This is a genomic window from Ruegeria sp. HKCCSP346 (assembly GCF_017872595.1).
Classification (GTDB): Bacteria; Pseudomonadota; Alphaproteobacteria; order Rhodobacterales; family Rhodobacteraceae; genus Ruegeria.
The window spans coordinates 207,685-223,850 of the sequence record NZ_JAEDOT010000003.1; the positions used below are offsets into that span (position 1 = coordinate 207,685).

At 59.5% G+C, this 16,166-nt stretch carries 18 protein-coding genes; 7 read left to right on the forward strand and 11 right to left on the reverse strand.

The window, feature by feature from the left end; genetic code table 11:
• Positions 1–30: 30 nt before the first annotated feature.
• A complete protein-coding gene (locus tag I9185_RS12170) occupies positions 31–1,359 on the reverse strand; it encodes an ammonium transporter (RefSeq protein ID WP_171724087.1) in 1,329 nt (442 codons plus the stop codon).
• A gap of 34 nt (positions 1,360–1,393) precedes the next feature.
• Positions 1,394–1,732, reverse strand: coding sequence for a P-II family nitrogen regulator (locus I9185_RS12175; protein WP_152459713.1), 339 nt, complete (start codon positions 1,730–1,732; stop codon positions 1,394–1,396).
• Positions 1,733–1,990: 258 nt separating this feature from the next.
• Here I9185_RS12175 and I9185_RS12180 point away from each other — a divergent pair, with 258 nt between their 5' ends.
• On the forward strand, positions 1,991–4,168 hold the full coding sequence (locus tag I9185_RS12180; protein WP_171724088.1) for a PBP1A family penicillin-binding protein: 2,178 nt from the start codon (positions 1,991–1,993) through the stop codon (positions 4,166–4,168).
• A gap of 58 nt (positions 4,169–4,226) precedes the next feature.
• On the opposite strand, the gene leuB is transcribed toward I9185_RS12180, so the two are convergent.
• Entirely contained in the window at positions 4,227–5,330 is a 1,104-nt protein-coding gene (leuB, locus tag I9185_RS12185) for a 3-isopropylmalate dehydrogenase (RefSeq protein WP_210093189.1), read from the reverse strand.
• 91 nt (positions 5,331–5,421) lie between these two features.
• On the opposite strand from leuB, the gene I9185_RS12190 reads away from it, so the two are divergent.
• Entirely contained in the window at positions 5,422–5,949 is a 528-nt protein-coding gene (locus tag I9185_RS12190; RefSeq protein WP_210093190.1) for a redoxin domain-containing protein, read from the forward strand.
• A gap of 3 nt (positions 5,950–5,952) precedes the next feature.
• On the opposite strand, the gene I9185_RS12195 is transcribed toward I9185_RS12190, so the two are convergent.
• On the reverse strand, positions 5,953–6,846 hold the full coding sequence (locus tag I9185_RS12195; protein WP_210093191.1) for a LysR family transcriptional regulator: 894 nt from the start codon (positions 6,844–6,846) through the stop codon (positions 5,953–5,955).
• 84 nt (positions 6,847–6,930) lie between these two features.
• Between I9185_RS12195 and I9185_RS12200 the strand changes: the two genes are divergently transcribed.
• Positions 6,931–7,839, forward strand: a complete 909-nt coding sequence (locus tag I9185_RS12200) for a sugar nucleotide-binding protein (RefSeq protein ID WP_210093192.1) — start codon at positions 6,931–6,933, stop codon at positions 7,837–7,839.
• Here I9185_RS12200 and I9185_RS12205 read toward each other — a convergent pair.
• From I9185_RS12205 to I9185_RS12230, 6 genes are all read right to left on the reverse strand, one after another.
• Positions 7,831–8,859, reverse strand: coding sequence for an endonuclease/exonuclease/phosphatase family protein (locus tag I9185_RS12205; RefSeq protein WP_210093193.1), 1,029 nt, complete (start codon positions 8,857–8,859; stop codon positions 7,831–7,833). The two genes, I9185_RS12200 and I9185_RS12205, sit on opposite strands and share 9 nt — an antisense overlap.
• Complete coding sequence (locus I9185_RS12210; protein WP_171635576.1) at positions 8,856–9,686, reverse strand: hypothetical protein; 831 nt, start codon at positions 9,684–9,686, stop codon at positions 8,856–8,858. The genes I9185_RS12205 and I9185_RS12210 overlap by 4 nt, the downstream gene beginning before the upstream one ends.
• A 331-nt stretch (positions 9,687–10,017) precedes the next feature.
• A complete protein-coding gene (gene leuD / locus I9185_RS12215; RefSeq protein WP_171635578.1) occupies positions 10,018–10,623 on the reverse strand; it encodes a 3-isopropylmalate dehydratase small subunit in 606 nt (201 codons plus the stop codon).
• A 41-nt stretch (positions 10,624–10,664) separates the two neighbouring features.
• The gene (locus I9185_RS12220; protein WP_210093194.1) at positions 10,665–11,207 is read right to left on the reverse strand and encodes a DUF308 domain-containing protein; all 543 of its coding nucleotides are present in this window, start codon (positions 11,205–11,207) and stop codon (positions 10,665–10,667) included.
• Positions 11,208–11,244: 37 nt separating this feature from the next.
• On the reverse strand, positions 11,245–12,648 hold the full coding sequence (gene leuC, locus I9185_RS12225) for a 3-isopropylmalate dehydratase large subunit (protein ID WP_210093195.1): 1,404 nt from the start codon (positions 12,646–12,648) through the stop codon (positions 11,245–11,247).
• Between the two features lie 43 nt (positions 12,649–12,691).
• Complete coding sequence (locus tag I9185_RS12230; RefSeq protein WP_224857982.1) at positions 12,692–12,787, reverse strand: isopropylmalate isomerase; 96 nt, start codon at positions 12,785–12,787, stop codon at positions 12,692–12,694.
• Positions 12,788–12,902: 115 nt separating this feature from the next.
• Between I9185_RS12230 and I9185_RS12235 the strand changes: the two genes are divergently transcribed.
• The 4 genes from I9185_RS12235 (at position 12,903) to I9185_RS12250 (ending at position 15,781) form a co-directional block, all read left to right on the forward strand.
• Positions 12,903–14,255, forward strand: coding sequence for a mechanosensitive ion channel domain-containing protein (locus I9185_RS12235; RefSeq protein ID WP_210093196.1), 1,353 nt, complete (start codon positions 12,903–12,905; stop codon positions 14,253–14,255).
• 164 nt (positions 14,256–14,419) lie between these two features.
• Entirely contained in the window at positions 14,420–14,779 is a 360-nt protein-coding gene (gene rsfS, locus I9185_RS12240) for a ribosome silencing factor (RefSeq protein WP_058276550.1), read from the forward strand.
• A 44-nt stretch (positions 14,780–14,823) separates the two neighbouring features.
• A complete protein-coding gene (gene rlmH / locus I9185_RS12245; protein WP_171233682.1) occupies positions 14,824–15,294 on the forward strand; it encodes a 23S rRNA (pseudouridine(1915)-N(3))-methyltransferase RlmH in 471 nt (156 codons plus the stop codon).
• Between the two features lies 1 nt (position 15,295).
• Positions 15,296–15,781 carry an NAD(P)H-dependent oxidoreductase gene (locus I9185_RS12250; RefSeq protein ID WP_171724095.1) on the forward strand — a complete coding sequence of 162 codons (486 nt, stop codon included), beginning with the start codon at positions 15,296–15,298 and terminating at the stop codon, positions 15,779–15,781.
• Between the two features lie 3 nt (positions 15,782–15,784).
• On the opposite strand, the gene I9185_RS12255 is transcribed toward I9185_RS12250, so the two are convergent.
• On the reverse strand, positions 15,785–16,132 hold the full coding sequence (locus I9185_RS12255; protein ID WP_210093197.1) for a hypothetical protein: 348 nt from the start codon (positions 16,130–16,132) through the stop codon (positions 15,785–15,787).
• Positions 16,133–16,166 lie beyond the last annotated feature (34 nt).

Here is a 16,166-nt window from a genome sequence, read left to right on the forward strand (position 1 = left end):
CCGGGTTTTTTTGTTTGGGTGGAAGTGGGATCAGCCTTTCGAGAATTCGGGATAGGCTTCCATGCCCAGTTCGCCCATGTCGAGGCCGTTGATCTCTTCTTCCTCGCCAACCCGCAGGCCGACGGTGGCCTTGAGGATCGAGAACAGGATGAAGCTGACTACGAAGACGAAGATCCCGATAGCCGCGAAGCCGATGATCTGGGTCACGAAGGACGCATCACCGTTGGTCCAGGCCACGATGAAGGTGCCCCAGAAGCCTGCGATCAGGTGAACCGGGATGGCGCCGACCACGTCATCAATCTTCATCTTGTCCAGCAGCGGCACGGTGTAGACCACGATCACGCCACCGATGCCGCCGATGATCAGCGCCTGAAACAGCGACGGTGCCAGCGGTTCGGCGGTGATCGAGACCAGCCCGGCCAGCGCGCCGTTCAGAACCATGGTCAGGTCGACCTTGCCATACATCACCTGCGTCAGGATCAGGGCGGCAACGGCGCCGGCGGCGGCGGCCATGTTGGTGTTGGCGAAGATACGGCTGATATCGGCCATGTCACCGATCGTGCCCATGGCCAACTGCGAGCCGCCGTTGAAGCCGAACCAACCCAGCCACAGGATGAACGTCCCCAGGGTTGCCAGCGCCAGGTTCGAGCCGGGGATCGGCACAACTTTGCCTTCCTTGTTGTATTTACCGATGCGCGGGCCCAGTACGATGGCACCGGCCAGAGCTGCGAATCCACCTGCGGCGTGCACCAGGGTCGAGCCGGCGAAGTCGCTGAAGCCCATCTCGGACAACCAGCCGCCACCCCACTGCCAGGACGCTTCGATCGGGTAGATGATGCCTGTCAGAACGATCACGAAAAAGAAGAAGGGCCACAGTTTGACGCGCTCGGCCATGGTGCCCGATACAATGGACGCGGTGGTGGCGCAGAACATCAGCTGGAAGAAGAAGTCCGAACCGACGGATGCATAAGACAGGTCGGTTTCGACACCTTCCAGACCAACCGGTTCCAGTGACGTTGGCGAGAACGCGCCCAGAATGCCGGTGATCGTCCAGCCGTCGCCCGGATACATCAGGTTGAAGCCCACCAGCCAGTACATGATGGCGGCAAAGGAAAACAGACCCATATTCTTGACCAGCTGCATGGCCACGTTCTTGGAGCGCACCAGACCGGCCTCGAGCATGGCAAAGCCCGCGGCCATCCAGAACACCAGAAAGCCGCCCATCAGGAACAGCAGCGAGGTCAGGATGTATTGTGTATGCTGCGCGGTTTCGCCGGTTGCGGCGGCCTCCTGCGCCAGGCCCATCTGCGGCAGCGCGACGATCGCGGCGGCAGGGATGAGGGATTTCATCAGGTTCATGTTCAGTCCTCGAATGATTGTCGGTCGCGGCGCCTTACAGCGCCTCTTCGTTGGTTTCCCCGGTCCGCACGCGCAGGGCCTGCTCGACATCGAGGACGAAAATCTTGCCGTCGCCGATCTTGCCGGTCTTGGCGGTTTTGGTGATGGTCTCGACGATCTGGTCGGTCATCGCGGCAGGCACCACGATTTCCAGCTTGATCTTGGGCACGAAATTCACCGCGTATTCGGCCCCCCGATAGATTTCGGTGTGGCCGGATTGCGAGCCGAAGCCCTTGATCTCGGTCACCATCATGCCGCGCACGCCGGCCTCGGTCAGTGCCTCGCGCACCTCCTCCAGCTTGAACGGCTTGATTGTCGCAATGATCAGTTTCACGTCTTTCCCCTCTGGTTCTCCGGTGGAACCGGTTTGTTTGCACCTGCAGAAAAATGCGCGACGGATCGCGGTATGAAACGGCTCTTGGGGGTCAAAGGGCTGCCAAATGGCAGAAGATTGCACATTTTTTGCACAACTCGGTCGCGTTGATTAAATAACGGGCAGTGTTGTGAGGGGAATTTTCGGAAATTCGGACCTCTACATACTCGGATCACCGGGGTATGGTGGCGCAAAAGAAAACCCGGGCAGAGTTTGAGCATGACTGAGTCCAAGCGACGCAAGCCGAAATTGGTTGCGGACAAAAGGTACCCGTCAAAGGGTCGTAAACCGTCGGCATCCAAGCGCCCGGCGGGCAAGAAGGCGACGGCTCGCAAAACCACCACACGCAAAACTGCGCGCAAAAAGACGCGCAAGAGATCGGGGGGCAAAGGCGGCGGCATCCTGCGTCGTTTTTTCCGCTGGGTCTGGCGCATGGTCTGGGGGCTGACCTGGCGGGTCGGAGCGGTCGTGGCCATCCTGATCGCCCTGGCGGTGGGTGTCGTCTATTCCTCGTTGCCGGACTTGGATGCCTTGTTGGACGGCCGTGCGCGCGGGTCTGTCACGCTGCTGGACCGCGACGGCAAAGTGTTTGCCTGGCGGGGCGACCAGTTTGGCGGGGTGATCACTGCCGATACGGTGTCGCCGCATCTGAAAAACGCCGTCATCGCGACCGAGGACAAACGGTTCTATCGCCATTTCGGGGTGAGCCCGCGCGGTGTGGCAAGCGCCGTTCGCATCAACCTGAGCGAAGGGCGCGGCCCGTTGTCCGGGCATGGCGGGTCAACCATAACGCAGCAAACGGCCAAATTGCTGTGTCTGGGCGTGCCTTATGATCCGACTGAATGGGAATCAGAGGCCGCCTATGAAGCCGATTGCCGACAGGGATCGCTGTTGCGCAAGGCCAAAGAGGCCATTTATGCAATGGCGATGGAGGTGAAATACTCCAAGGATGAGGTTCTGACGATCTACCTGAACCGGGCTTTCCTTGGTGCAGGCGCGCGCGGGTTCGAGGCCGCAAGCCAGCGGTACTTTGGCAAGTCCGCCGCCGAAGTCTCGCCGGCCGAGGCAGCGATGTTGGCCGGGCTGTTGGTTGCGCCCACACGTTATGCACCGACGAACAATCTGCAACGGTCGCAGGACCGGGCCCGCCTTGTGATCGGTCTGATGGAGGATCAGGGCTATCTGACCGCCGCGCAGGCCAGCGAAGCGCGGGCCCGCCCAGCCCAACTGTCCGAGGCGGCGGCTGCACGGGCCGGGGGATATTTTGCGGATTGGGTTATGGCCAGCGGGCCCGAGTTCTTTACCCGCAACACGACCGAAGATGTGGTGATCCGGACCACCCTGGATCAGCGCATTCAGACCTCTGCGGAAGAGGCGCTGAAATTCATCTTTCAGGAAAAAGTGCGCGAAGGATCAAAGGCGCAGGCGGCCATTGTGGTGATGTCGGCCGACGGTGCGGTGCGCGCGATGGTTGGTGGGCGCAAGACACGCGTGTCTGGCGCGTTCAACCGGGCGACGCAGGCGTTGCGACAGACGGGATCATCGTTCAAGCCATTCGTCTATGCCACCGCGCTGGAACTTGGGTATTCGCCGCTGGATACGGTGATGGATGAACCCTATTGCGTCGATATTCCGGGGTCAGGCCAGTGGTGCCCCAAGAACTACACCAACAAGTATTATGGGCGGGTGACCTTGGCGGATGCGCTGAAAAACTCGCTGAACATACCGGCGGTGAAAGTGGCCGAGATTTCCGGCCTGGACAATGTTCGGACGGTTGCCAGCGGCTTCGGGATTGCCAGCGACCTGGCACAGGGGCCTGCGCTGGCGCTTGGTGCATCGGAAAGCACGTTGATCGAGATGACCGGGGCTTATGCAGGCATCCTGAATGGCGGGTCGCAGGTTGAACCTTATGGGCTGACCGAACTGAAGCTGCTGGGCGACGAAACACCCGTCATGGTCACGACGACCGGTATTGGCGAGAGGGTCATCAATGAAAAGGCTGCCAAACAGCTGACCTGGATGATGGAGCGCGTGGTCTCTGAAGGGACCGGCGGGCGGGCCAAATTGCCCGGCTGGCAGGTGGCGGGCAAGACCGGAACGACCCAGGCCGCGCGCGACGCGTGGTTCATCGGGTTCACGGCGGATTATGTGACCGGGGTTTGGATGGGGTATGATGACAACACGCCCTTGTCCGGCGTGACCGGTGGTGGCTTACCGGCCGAGATCTGGAAAGAAACCATGCTGCGCGTGACCGAGGGGATGACGCCCACCCCGTTGCCGATGATGGCGCCGGAACCTCCGGTGCAAACGGCGCAGCCGCAGCAACAACGGCGAAAGAAACAAACCGGGTTGGACCGGGCTATAAACAACCTGTTGAACAATATCTTCGGGAATTGACCGGCCAAAAAAAAGGCGGTGCGCCGGGCACCGCCTTTGCAATTGAATTTGGGTCGGATCAGAGGCTTTCGTCGAGGGCCGCCAGAACGGCGTCGCCCATTTCGCTGGTCGAGACGGGCTGAACGCCCTCATCCGCAAGCAGGTCGCCGGTGCGAACGCCGTCGGCCAGAACTTTCTCGATCGCAGCTTCCAGCCGATCCGCTTCCTCGCCCTGATCAAAGCTGTAGCGCAGAGCCATCGCAAAGCTGAGGATGCAGGCGATCGGGTTGGCTTTGCCCTGACCCGCGATATCGGGGGCAGACCCGTGTACGGGCTCGTACATTGCTTTGGGGCGTCCATTGGCCATCGGCGCGCCCAGCGACGCCGACGGCAGCATGCCCAGAGAGCCGGTCAGCATCGCGGCGCAGTCGGACAGGATGTCACCGAACAGGTTGTCGGTCAGGATCACGTCGAACTGTTTCGGCGCGCGCACCAGCTGCATGGCACCGTTGTCGGCGTACATATGGTTCAGCTCAACTTCGGGGTAGTCAGCGGAAACGCGGTTGACCACTTCGCGCCACAGAATGCCCGATTCCATCACGTTGGCTTTTTCCATCGAGCACAGCTTTTTGTTCCGGCGCATCGCCAGTTCAAAGGCCGAACGCGCGGCGCGTTCAATCTCGGATTCGGTGTAACGCTGGGTGTTGATGCCGACGCGTTCATTGCCTTCCTCGAAGATACCGCGTGGTTCACCGAAATAAACGCCCGAGGTCAGTTCGCGCACGATCATGATATCCAGACCCGCAACGATGTCTTTCTTCAGCGACGAGAAATCAGCCAGCGCGTCAAAGCACTGGGCCGGGCGCAGGTTCGAATACAAGTCCATTTCCTTGCGCAGGCGCAGCAGGCCGCGCTCGGGCTTCAGGCTGAAATCCAGATCGTCGTATTTTGGGCCGCCGACAGCGCCCAATAGAACCGCGTCGACCTCTTGCGCCTTGGCCATCGTCTCATCGGACAGAGGCTTGCCGTGGGCATCATAGGCGGCACCGCCGACCAGATCCTCGCTCACGTCAAATTGAAGACCGCGATTGGCGCCGAACCAATCGATGATTCTGCGCACTTCGGCCATGACTTCCGGGCCAATTCCGTCTCCGGGCAGGATAAGGAGCGAAGGGTTGGACATGAAGGGTCTCCTTGCGTTTTGTTGCACAGGGCCTAGCGTCTGCGTTGCATCGGGTCAATGAGACGAACCTGCCAAAACAGAAGGAAAACACATGCTGACACCTGGAAATCCAGTTCCTGCGCTGAAAATCGAAACTGTTGCCCATGGCAGCTTCGATCTTGACGCGGACAAGGGCGAACACGGGACGCTGGTGATTCAATATCGCGGGCTGCATTGCCCGATCTGCATCAAGCAGATGACCGAGGTCGAAGCGGCGCTGGATGACTTTGCGGCGCTGGGCGTCGAGGTTATCATGATCACCACCGATACAGCCGAGCGCGCGGCGGAAGCCGCCGAAAAAGCCAAAGCGTCGCGCCTGCGGGTGGGCCACAGCCTTCCCCTGTCCGCTGCGCGGGATGATTGGGGCCTTAACATCTCGACCAAGCGCGAAGGCAGCGCCGAACCGGACCTGTTCGCAGAGCCGGGGCATTTCTACATCGCACCCGACCGGACGCTGTACTATGCATGGCAACAGACCACGCCTTTCGGTCGCCCGTCCATGTCGGATATTGCGGGTGGTTTGAAATTCACACTGGGCAACAACTATCCCGCGCGCGGAACTTATACCGGCCCGCTTTGACCCTCAAAGAGCGGCTTTGAGCCCTTCTGCCAACAAATCCCAGACCCTGCGGATGCGCGGGGTTTGGCGCATGGCCTGAGGTGCGGCCAGCCACACGGGTAGAATCGGGATGTCCACATCCAGCGGCAGGATTTCCACGTCGGGGTCGGCTTGGGCAACCTGTACCTGGCTGAAGCCTATGCCACAGCCCGCCCGGATCAGTTCCCAATAGGCGCTTTGCAGGTCACAGCGGGTGGCAAAACTGTCGCGGCTGGCTGGCCACCCCTTTTCACGCATGGCTTTGATGATCTCCTGGTTCGCGTCAAACCCTACCAGATCATGCATAAACAGTTCTTCGGGTGTCTTGGGGCGCCCCTTCCGGTCCAGATAGGACTTTGCCGCACAAAAACACAGCGGCACATCCCCGAGATAGCGGGAAATGAGATCCACCTGCGCAGGGCGATACATCCGCACGGCGATATCCGCCTCGCGATAAAGCAGATTCTCGGTGGTGTCAGTGGCCACCAGTTCAAGCTGGATCGTGGGCTCTTGCCTGCGGATGGACGCCAGTATCGGTGGCAGCAGGTGATGCGAGGCAAAGACAGATGCGGTGATGCGCACCGAACCTTCAAGCTGTTGCGATTGCCCCGCGGCGGCAAGACTGAACGCGGTCATGGCGCTGTGCATCTGCTGGGCCATCGGCAAAAGCTGTAAGCCGGCTTCGCTGAGCTTCAGACCACGCGCGTGGCGATCGAAAAGAGAGACACCCAGTTCGTCCTCGAGGTTTTGGACCTGCCGCCCCAAAGTGGGTTGGCTGCGATTGAGATGTCGTGCGGCGGCGGACAACGATCCCGTCTCGGCCACGGCCAGAAAGCATTGAATCAGAGACCAATCTGCATGTGTCAGAGCTTTGTCCATTCAGAAATGAATACACGTTCTGCGAATTGCGGCAATTCCTTGCGCGAAGTGAATGGGTAGATTGACCTCAGACAGGAGGCAAACATGGCACAATCTGCACTGGTACTGGGCGCAACAGGTCGTTTTGGACGCAACGCAGCCCTGGCGTTCAGGCGCGCGGGCTGGGATGTGACGGAATTTGACCGCAGGTCTGATTCGCTGTCACAGGCGGCGCGCGGCGTGGACGTCATCGTGAACGGATGGAATCCGCCCTATCCCGATTGGGCACGCGATGTGCCGGTACTGACCAAACGGGTGATAGATGCGGCCTCAGATACGGGGGCGACCGTGATCGTACCGGGCAATGTCTACGTATTTGGTGGGAATACGCCGGGCCCATGGTCGGGCGGGACGCCGCATCGAGCCACCAACCCTTTGGGCCGGGTTCGGATCGAGATGGAAGAGGCCTATCGCGCGTCAACCGTGCGCACCATCCTTTTGCGCGCCGGGGATTTCATCGACACCAATGCATCCGGAAACTGGTTCGATCAGGTCATGATCAAGCGTCTTTCGCGCGGTCAGTTCGTTTATCCCGGTGATCCGGACGCACCGCACGCTTGGGCCTTTCTGCCTGATCTGGCCCGCGCCGCCGTCGCGCTGGCTGAGATGCGGCAAGACCTTCCCCGTTTCTGCGATGTTCCATTTGAAGGGTACACTTTGACCGGGACGCAGATCGCTCAATCGCTTTCGCAAGTCACCGGCCGGCCGGTTACAGTGCGGCGTATGAAATGGTGGCCTCTGCAGTTGGCCCGCCCATTCTGGCGCATGGCCCCTCATTTGATCGAGATGCGGTACCTCTGGCACGTGCCGCATCAATTGGATGGCGGTTATATGAAAGAATTGCTGACCTCGTTTTCTGAAACGAAGCTGGAGGATGCCTTGCGTTCCGCCATTTCGTCCCAACGTGCCGTTTCATCGGCGACGGCCGGGAACAGGGGCGAGGTTCTAGGGTAGGATTATGTCAACCCAGACCAGTCGATGCCTGCTGGCGCGTCGGGCACTGTCGTACAGCGTGCCACCTTCCACGGGCCAGACAATGCCGGTTTCCGAGATTTGCAGATCACTGGACGGCAACACATAGTCAACGCGCATTTCCCCGGTGGCTTTCCATTCGACCGTTGCTGATGAACCCGATGGGTCCTTTGGCATCGGATCCTGCACATGGGGATCGGCCAAAAGCGCGCGAATGGCCTGCTTGTGGCCTTCTCCGCGGGTCGGGTCGAGATTGGCGTCCGCGGCCATCACGAAGGGGCCTTGAGGAACTGGCCCCAGGCCGCCATTCAGCAAAACCGACCACAGGCGAATCTCGTCCCTGTTGCGCAGACCGTTGCGATCCTCGGGTCCGTCAAAAACCGGTGGGGCAGCGTGAAAGGTCATCAGGCTAATTCGCCCCTGCGGGGTTTCGATCGGAAGCACCCAATGCACGGTCGAGGACAGGCGCTGAATGTCGTGCGCAGCTTCAGACGGGAAGGGGAGCCCATCCCTGAATGGCAAATCAGCCCCAGGCAGGTCTTTCCACCGCAGATTGGTGTAATCCTGAACGTCTTCGGTCATGATTTCGAAACGGGACAACACCGCCACCCCTCCGTGGCCGGTGAACTTCCCCCAGCCCTGCGCGTCGCCGGGGCCTTGCGTTTGGCCATCTCCGTCCAGATCCAGCGGCGTTTCCAACCCAGCATTTGGTTGGGCGGAAAAGTGATAGGGGAAATCCAGGCCCGCCTCGCGCAGTTTCTCGGACAGGGCGCTCAGGGCCGCGCCGTCCAGATCCCAGTCGATGCCTTGCAGGGCAATGACATCAGGTCGCGCCGCAGCAATGACCTCGACAACGGCTTCAACCTGCGCATCATCCCGCTGGATGTCGCGCAGCAGCAGGCCGGGGCCGTTTCTGCTGAGTTCAGTGTTGTAGGTGGCGATGCGATAAACCTCTGCCTGTGCCGAGAAAGGCAACAGCAGCAGAGCAAGGGCACGGATCATGCGGCTTGCGTTGTCTCGTTTGTCGAATAGGCGCGGCGCTTTTCCACGATCAGACCCGCGATGCGAAGCGTCGCCATGCCGCGCATGATCATGCTGGCGGGCAGGAAGGCCCAGGCGCACATGGTCCAGATCAATGTTTGCGGATTGCTCAGCGAGATCGGGGCAACGACGCTGCTCATGAGCTTGATGACAGCCGGAATGAGGAAGGGGAGCAGAACGCCAATGCAGATATTCAGGCGACCATCACGTTGCAGGCGGGTGACAACATCGCCGCCCTTGGTGGGATCAAACAACGGCAGATTGGTCCATACGTTGAAGGCGCCATTGCCCGTGGGCCAGCCGCGCACTTTGACCGCATAGGCAAAGCTGGCGACGGTGACCAAGGCGGCCACATAGGCCACACTGGCTGCGATCCGAACCAATTCGATCAACGGCTGACCGGCATCCAAGGGTAGCATCAGCACGATCAACCGAACCGGAGAATAGGGAAAGTCCGCAACATTCGCGACGGCCAGACCTGCGGTGTAGGCGAACGCGGTCAGTTCAGTCGGCTCATAGGTGTTTTTGCAAACCAGCGTCAGAAAGGTGACCATCGACATCAGCCCGACAAACCGCAGACGGTTCACCGGCGGCGCATCGCGAAATTCAATAAAACTGGGAAAAGCAGAATTGTACTCGGCGAATGTCAGGATGAACGCGAGAATCGCGAGGAAGACCAGAATCTCGGTCCCGTTCGTCGATGATACAGGCAGGTACAACGCGGGTGTCAGCACCATCAGTGCCACAAGTATTCCGCGTATCGCCGCCCCTGTTGTGCGCGCAATCACTATCCGAACCCTTTTTCAAACCGGATAAGTCGATCTTCGCCGACTTACATTCCAACTTGTGCCCATCGTCTCGAGTTTTTGACGGATGCCTCTTTAGCGCCAACATGGACGATAAGCGGCATTTCGCTCAAGACAGGGTGCAGAAAACACGTGATTTCGGGCAAAATGATGGCGCAACTGGTGCGGGATTGCATCATTTTCGACGCAAATCCGACGTGTATCTCAATATGAGACCAAGATGTTGTGGTTTTGCGAAAATCAACCCCAAGAATGAGAACGGGGCCACATTGGCGACCCCGTTAGGTTGAGTGTTCAAAGAATCGCTTGGGCCTTACACCCAGGGGCGGGCCTGGCTGGCGTGTTCCTCAAACTTGTCGATGTGGTGATCTTTCTCCATCGTCAGGCCGATATCGTCCAGACCGTTCAGCAGGCAGTGTTTGCGATGCGGGTCAATATCAAACTCGATCACGACACCATCCGAAGTGGTGATCTGCTGATCTTCCAGATGTACCGTCATGCGGGCATTCTCGCCTTTATGCGCGTCTTCCATCAGGATCGCGTGATGCTCTTCTTCGACCACGATCGGCAGGATGCCGTTCTTGAAGCAGTTGTTGAAGAAGATGTCGGCAAAGCTGGTCGAGATCACAACCTTGATGCCGAAATCCTTGATCGCCCAGGGTGCGTGTTCGCGCGACGAGCCGCAGCCGAAATTGTCTCCGGCGACCAGAATTTCGGCCTCGCGATAGGCGGGTTTGTTCAGGACGAACTCTTCGTTCTCGCGCCCGTCATCATGATAACGCATTTCGTCAAACAGCACGACGCCGAGGCCGGACCGTTTGATGGTTTTCAAATGCACTTTGGGAATGATCATATCGGTGTCGATATTGATCAATGGCATCGGGGCGGCCACCCCGTGGACTTTTTCAAACTTATCCATGTTCACACTCCTGCGGGAGAGGGCCGCGCCCAGGCCCCGCGTTAAGCTTGTTTCGTTTCTTTTGGTGCGTCCTTGACGAAGAACGCCATGAAGACAAGGCCGAGCCCGTTAAAGATCATCTCGATCCCCAGCAGGATGCCCAGCAATTGCAGCAGCACCGAAGGGTCCATTGAGGCAAAGCGCCAGATCAGGATCGCCAGTACAATCGACATGATGCCCGAGACCAGCGTCGCCCAGAAATATTGCGTTCCGCGCATCTGGAACGACAGGATCACGCGGGCAATGCCGCCAGCCATGAACAGGATCAGGCAGACAGTTGCCAGTGTCAGCGTTCCTTGCAGTGGGTGATCCAGAAAGGACCAGCCCAGAAACAGCATCACGACACCCATGATAAGTGACAGTATCTTGTTGCCGGCCCCATCAACGGTGAAGCCGCCAACAACCTGTAACGCGCCTGAAATCAGCAGCAATACACCTGTGACCACCGTCACGGTGATTGATGCCACGACCGGTGCGCCCAGCACAAAGATGCCGAACACTATGGACAGAAGTCCAAGCAATAGCCATTTGACCCAGTCACTCATTTGTTCAATCCCTCAAATATCTAGATATGAGGGCACCTTACAACAATTCACGGACGTCTGTCAGCCGTCCCGTGATTGCCGCTGCGGCAGCCATTGCCGGGCTCAGCAGATGTGTGCGCCCGCCCCGGCCCTGACGGCCTTCGAAGTTGCGGTTCGAGGTTGCGGCACAGCGTTCGCCCGGTTGCAACTGGTCGGGGTTCATCGCCAGGCACATCGAACAGCCTGCCAGACGCCATTCGAACCCGGCCTCTTTGAAGATGTCGGCCAGGCCTTCTTCTTCGGCCTGAGCGCGGACCAGCCCCGAACCCGGCACCACCATGGCGCGCATCCCGTCCTTGATCTTCTTGCCTTTCAGGATCTCGGCCGCGGCACGCAGGTCTTCGATACGTCCGTTGGTGCAGGACCCGATAAAGACGGTGTCAATCTCGACATCGCTCAGCTTCTGACCGGCTTTGAGACCCATATACTCGATTGACCGGCGGGCCGCTTCGACCTTGCCGCCTTCGAAATCCTCGGGGTGCGGCACGGTTGCCGTGATCGGCAGAACATCCTCGGGGCTGGTGCCCCAGGTGACGACAGGCGCGATGTCTTCGCCACGAATCGTGACAACCTTGTCGAAATGCGCGCCTTCGTCGGTGTAGAGTGTTTTCCACCAATTCATCGCGGCTTCCCACTGCGCACCTTTCGGCGCATGCGGACGGCCTTTGACATATTCGAACGTGTTCTCATCCGGTGCAATCAGCCCTGCGCGTGCGCCACCTTCGATGGCCATGTTGCAGACGGTCATGCGGCCTTCCATCGACAGGTTGCGGATGGCTTCGCCGCAATACTCGATGACATAGCCGGTGCCGCCAGCAGTGCCGGTCTTGCCGATCACGGCCAGGGTGATGTCCTTGGCGGTCACGCCCGGCTGCAATTTGCCGGTGATTTCCACCTTCATGTTCTTGGATTTCTTCTGGATCAGTGTCTGCGTGGCCAGAACGTGTTCGACCTCGGACGTGCCGATGCCGTGGGCCAGCGCGCCGAAGGCGCCGTGGGTGGCGGTATGGCTGTCGCCGCAGACAACGGTCATGCCGGGCAGGGTCCAGCCTTGTTCGGGGCCGACGATGTGCACGATGCCCTGACGGACGTCATTCACCGGGTAATAGTGAATGCCGAAATCCCGGGCGTTCTTGTCCAGTGCTTCGACCTGAATGCGCGATTCGGGGTTTTCAATACCGTTCACCCGGTCCGGTGTGGTGGGTACGTTGTGGTCCGGTACGGCGATTGTCTTTTCCGGCGCGCGCACCTTGCGGCCCGCCATGCGCAGGCCTTCGAACGCCTGCGGGCTGGTGACCTCGTGGACCAGATGGCGGTCGATATACAGCAGGCAGGTGCCATCATCGGCTTCGTGCGCGACATGGGCATCCCAGATCTTGTCATAGAGTGTTTTGGGGGACATGTGTCCTCTCCCGTATGTAATGAGAAATAGCTGGCGAGTTGGCTCAGGCGACGGGTAGGCGCGCCAGGACCGTGCGGGCAGCCCCAAAGAACCGTTCGCGCAGACGCGCACGGTCTTCCAGATTCTGTTCTTGGGCCACATTGAGTCTCATGCGGTTCAGATATACCGCGCCTTTGCTGCAATCAAGGTTCAAAACCGGTGTCAGACTTGCATCGCCTGGCATTGCTGTCCAAGCTGCCGTCCAGGAGGCGCGTATGAACCAAGACCTGATCCCCAGCTCGCTGACAGACCTTTACAACAACATGGTCGCGGGGTTCTCTTCCGAGCTTCAAGAACTGGTCGAGTTGGTGGTTACGCCGGGCTGGCGGCAGTATCAGTTGGTCATCATCCTTTTCCTTTGGGCGCTGGCTTTCCTTCTGAAAGTTCTGACACAGCAACGATGGGATGCCTGGACACGCGCACGCACCGGATGGCCGAAATGGCGGCTTCGCACCATGGTACAGCTGATGCAGCGGCTGACACTGGTCTATTTCGTGCTGCTGTCCTGGCTCTTGTATCAGGTTATGCAGCATGCCACCTGGCCGTCGCGCAGTTATCTCATTGGGATCATTGCAACTCTGGCAACTGCGTGGCTGGCGATTGCACTGGTCGCGAGGCTTGTCCGCAACCGGACGCTGCGGCGGATATTCAAGTGGGCAATGTGGGTCTATGCAACGCTTGTTGCTTTGAATCTGACGGATGACGTGGCCAAATTCCTTGATGGGGTCGCGATTTCCGTCGGTGACCTGCATATTTCCTTGCTGGGCATTCTCAAGGCCATCCTGCTGATCGGGGTCCTGTTGACGCTGGCCCGCATCGGCACCCGCGCGGCCGAGCGTGGATTGCAGAGCAATGACGACATCACCCCATCCATGCAGGTGTTGTTGGCCAAGGGAATTCAGGTGCTGCTGTACGGCGCGGTCTTTCTGGCTGCGATCCGCACGCTGGGCTTCGATCTGACCGGCATTGCGCTGCTGTCGGGCGCAATCGGCGTCGGCATCGGGTTTGGCCTGCAAAAAGTGGTGTCAAACCTCATATCGGGGATCATCATCCTGATGGATCGGTCGATCAAGCCAGGCGATGTGATCTCGCTGGGCGATACGTTTGGTTGGATCAATGCGCTGGGCGCACGCTATGTCTCGGTTGTCACGCGGGACGGGCGGGAATACCTGATCCCGAACGAGGACCTGATTACCAACCAGGTGGTGAACTGGTCGCATTCCGACAAATTCGTGCGGTTGGATCTGGATTTCGGCACCAGCTATGAGGATGACCCCCACAAAGTGCGGGCAACGGCGATCCGGGCTGTAAAGGCAGTGACCCGCGTATTGAGTGGCGGAAAACATGAACCGGTATGCCATATCACCGGTTTTGGCGACAGCAGCGTGGATTACGTTCTGCGGTTCTGGATCAGCGATCCGACCAAAGGGCTGACCAATATCAGGGGAAATGTCTATCTTGCGCTGTGGGATGCGTTTCAGGACGAAGGCATCTCGATCCCCTTCCCGCAGCGCGAGGTTCGGCTTTTGTCGGAAAACGCAAACATGCAACAAATCGCAGAAGAGTGATCACCCCTGCGCGGGGCCGGACGCGCTTTCATTGAAATGTTGCATTCCCCTTGCTACCTTATTAGTACCCTGGCGCCGGGGTTTCACGGCGCGCAGCAAAGGAGGACTATGTCCTGTCTCTACATACACAGGCGGGTTTGCCCGCCGAAGACGGGTCCCGTGTAATGGCCCACTCTCAGTCAATCAGCGACAAGCTGCTTGAGCGTATCCTTTCCTCACTTTCCGATGACAAGGCCGAAGACGTCGTGCAGATCAACCTGCAAGGCAAGTCGTCGGTCGCGGATCACATGGTCATTGCTTCGGGTCGGTCGACCCGTCAGGTCTCGGCCATGGCGGAAAAGCTGACGGATCGCATCAAGCAGGAATTCGGTTTCACCTCGAAGGTCGAAGGCAAGGATGCCGGCGATTGGGTGCTGATCGATACGGGCGACGTGATCGTCCATATCTTCCGCCCCGAAGTGCGCGAATTCTACCAGCTGGAAAAGATGTGGCTGCCCCAGGGCGGCAGCGCCTCGGCGAACTGAGGCGCCATCCCGGCCTGTATTGAGGGGCCGGAGGCGAGAGAGATATGCGTATCAGCATAGTTGCGGTCGGGCGATTGCGCGCCGGACCGGAGAAGTCCCTGCTTGATGATTACCTGACCCGCTTTGACCGGACCGGTCGTGGCCTGGGCCTTGGTCCCGCGCGGGTGATCGAGGTCGAGGACAAGAAAAACGCAGGCATGGGGGCCGAAGCCGCGTTGCTGCGCAAGGCGCTGCCCAAGGGCGCGGTGATCTGTACGCTGGACGAACGTGGGCGCGTGATGTCCTCGCCCGATTTTGCCAAGAAACTGGGTAGTTGGCGCGATGCCGGGCGGCAGGATCTGGCGCTGATCATCGGCGGAGCGGACGGAATAGACCCTGCTTTGCGGGCGGAAGCCGACTTTTCCCTCTCGTTCGGGTCGATGGTCTGGCCTCATATGCTGGTCCGTGTGATGCTGGCCGAGCAACTGTATCGGGCCGCGACCATTCTGTCTGGTGGCCCCTATCACCGGGTCTGACATGGCGCAGCTTCTGATCGTTTACCATTCGCGCACAGGTGGTGCCCGGCAGATGGCCGAAGCGGCGGCTGAATCGGCGCGGGCTGAGACCGAGGTTGAACTTGTGCCTGCGGATCAAGCGGGGCCGGAGGATGTGCTGGCCGCCGATGGCTACATTTTCTGCGCGCCAGAGAATCTGGCGGCGATCTCGGGCTTGATGAAGGAGTTCTTCGATCGCTGCTATTATCCGGTTCTGGGACAGATCGAAGGTCGTCCATATGCGCAGATGATTTGCGCCGGATCAGACGGAGAGAATGCAGCCCGCCAGATCGCACGGATCGCCACTGGCTGGCGGTTGAAAAAGGTCCAGTCGCCGCTGATTGTCTGCACGCATGCGCAAACGCCCGAGGCCATTCTGGCCCGGAAAACCATTCCTGAAGATCAGCTGGATCGGTGTCGCGAGATCGGCGCCGCGCTGGGTGCGGGCCTGGCCATGGGGATTTTCTGAAGGTCAGTTCAGTTCGACCAATGTCGTGTCTTCGTTCCAGCCATCCACATTGCACCGGGCCTGAATCTGCACCTGTGACACGTTTTCCGGAATCACCACGCCACCAAGCGAGCGGGTAAAGGGTTGTTCTGTCTCGTGCGGGTGGTGCAGCACCCGCATTCCCAGTTCATTCCCGTCCATGTCCAGAACGCGCCAGCCGTCGGCGTAATGATCCCAGCCTGTATCGGGATGCCGAATCGTCACATCGAACCGCCATGTGTCACCGGTGGTGCTGGCGCGGACCTGTTCGATTGTCGGCGGGTCGGCGAGGGCAGGTGCAGCCAGAAGGGCGCTGAGAATCACATATCGCATGGTTCGAACCTAGGGTTTAATGTCGCGCTTGGGG

Excerpts from the sequence above, each read along its gene's own strand:
- I9185_RS12170 (WP_171724087.1), bottom strand. The coding sequence starts at position 1,359 with ATGAACCTGATGAAATCCCTCATCCCTGCCGCCGCGATCGTCGCGCTG.
- I9185_RS12180 (WP_171724088.1), top strand. The coding sequence starts at position 1,991 with ATGACTGAGTCCAAGCGACGCAAGCCGAAATTGGTTGCGGACAAAAGG.
- leuB (WP_210093189.1), bottom strand. The coding sequence starts at position 5,330 with ATGTCCAACCCTTCGCTCCTTATCCTGCCCGGAGACGGAATTGGCCCG.
- I9185_RS12190 (WP_210093190.1), top strand. The coding sequence starts at position 5,422 with ATGCTGACACCTGGAAATCCAGTTCCTGCGCTGAAAATCGAAACTGTT.
- I9185_RS12195 (WP_210093191.1), bottom strand. The coding sequence starts at position 6,846 with ATGGACAAAGCTCTGACACATGCAGATTGGTCTCTGATTCAATGCTTT.
- I9185_RS12200 (WP_210093192.1), top strand. The coding sequence starts at position 6,931 with ATGGCACAATCTGCACTGGTACTGGGCGCAACAGGTCGTTTTGGACGC.
- I9185_RS12205 (WP_210093193.1), bottom strand. The coding sequence starts at position 8,859 with ATGATCCGTGCCCTTGCTCTGCTGCTGTTGCCTTTCTCGGCACAGGCA.
- leuD (WP_171635578.1), bottom strand. The coding sequence starts at position 10,623 with ATGGATAAGTTTGAAAAAGTCCACGGGGTGGCCGCCCCGATGCCATTG.
- I9185_RS12220 (WP_210093194.1), bottom strand. The coding sequence starts at position 11,207 with ATGAGTGACTGGGTCAAATGGCTATTGCTTGGACTTCTGTCCATAGTG.
- leuC (WP_210093195.1), bottom strand. The coding sequence starts at position 12,648 with ATGTCCCCCAAAACACTCTATGACAAGATCTGGGATGCCCATGTCGCG.
- I9185_RS12235 (WP_210093196.1), top strand. The coding sequence starts at position 12,903 with ATGAACCAAGACCTGATCCCCAGCTCGCTGACAGACCTTTACAACAAC.
- rsfS (WP_058276550.1), top strand. The coding sequence starts at position 14,420 with ATGGCCCACTCTCAGTCAATCAGCGACAAGCTGCTTGAGCGTATCCTT.
- rlmH (WP_171233682.1), top strand. The coding sequence starts at position 14,824 with ATGCGTATCAGCATAGTTGCGGTCGGGCGATTGCGCGCCGGACCGGAG.
- I9185_RS12250 (WP_171724095.1), top strand. The coding sequence starts at position 15,296 with ATGGCGCAGCTTCTGATCGTTTACCATTCGCGCACAGGTGGTGCCCGG.
- I9185_RS12255 (WP_210093197.1), bottom strand. The coding sequence starts at position 16,132 with ATGCGATATGTGATTCTCAGCGCCCTTCTGGCTGCACCTGCCCTCGCC.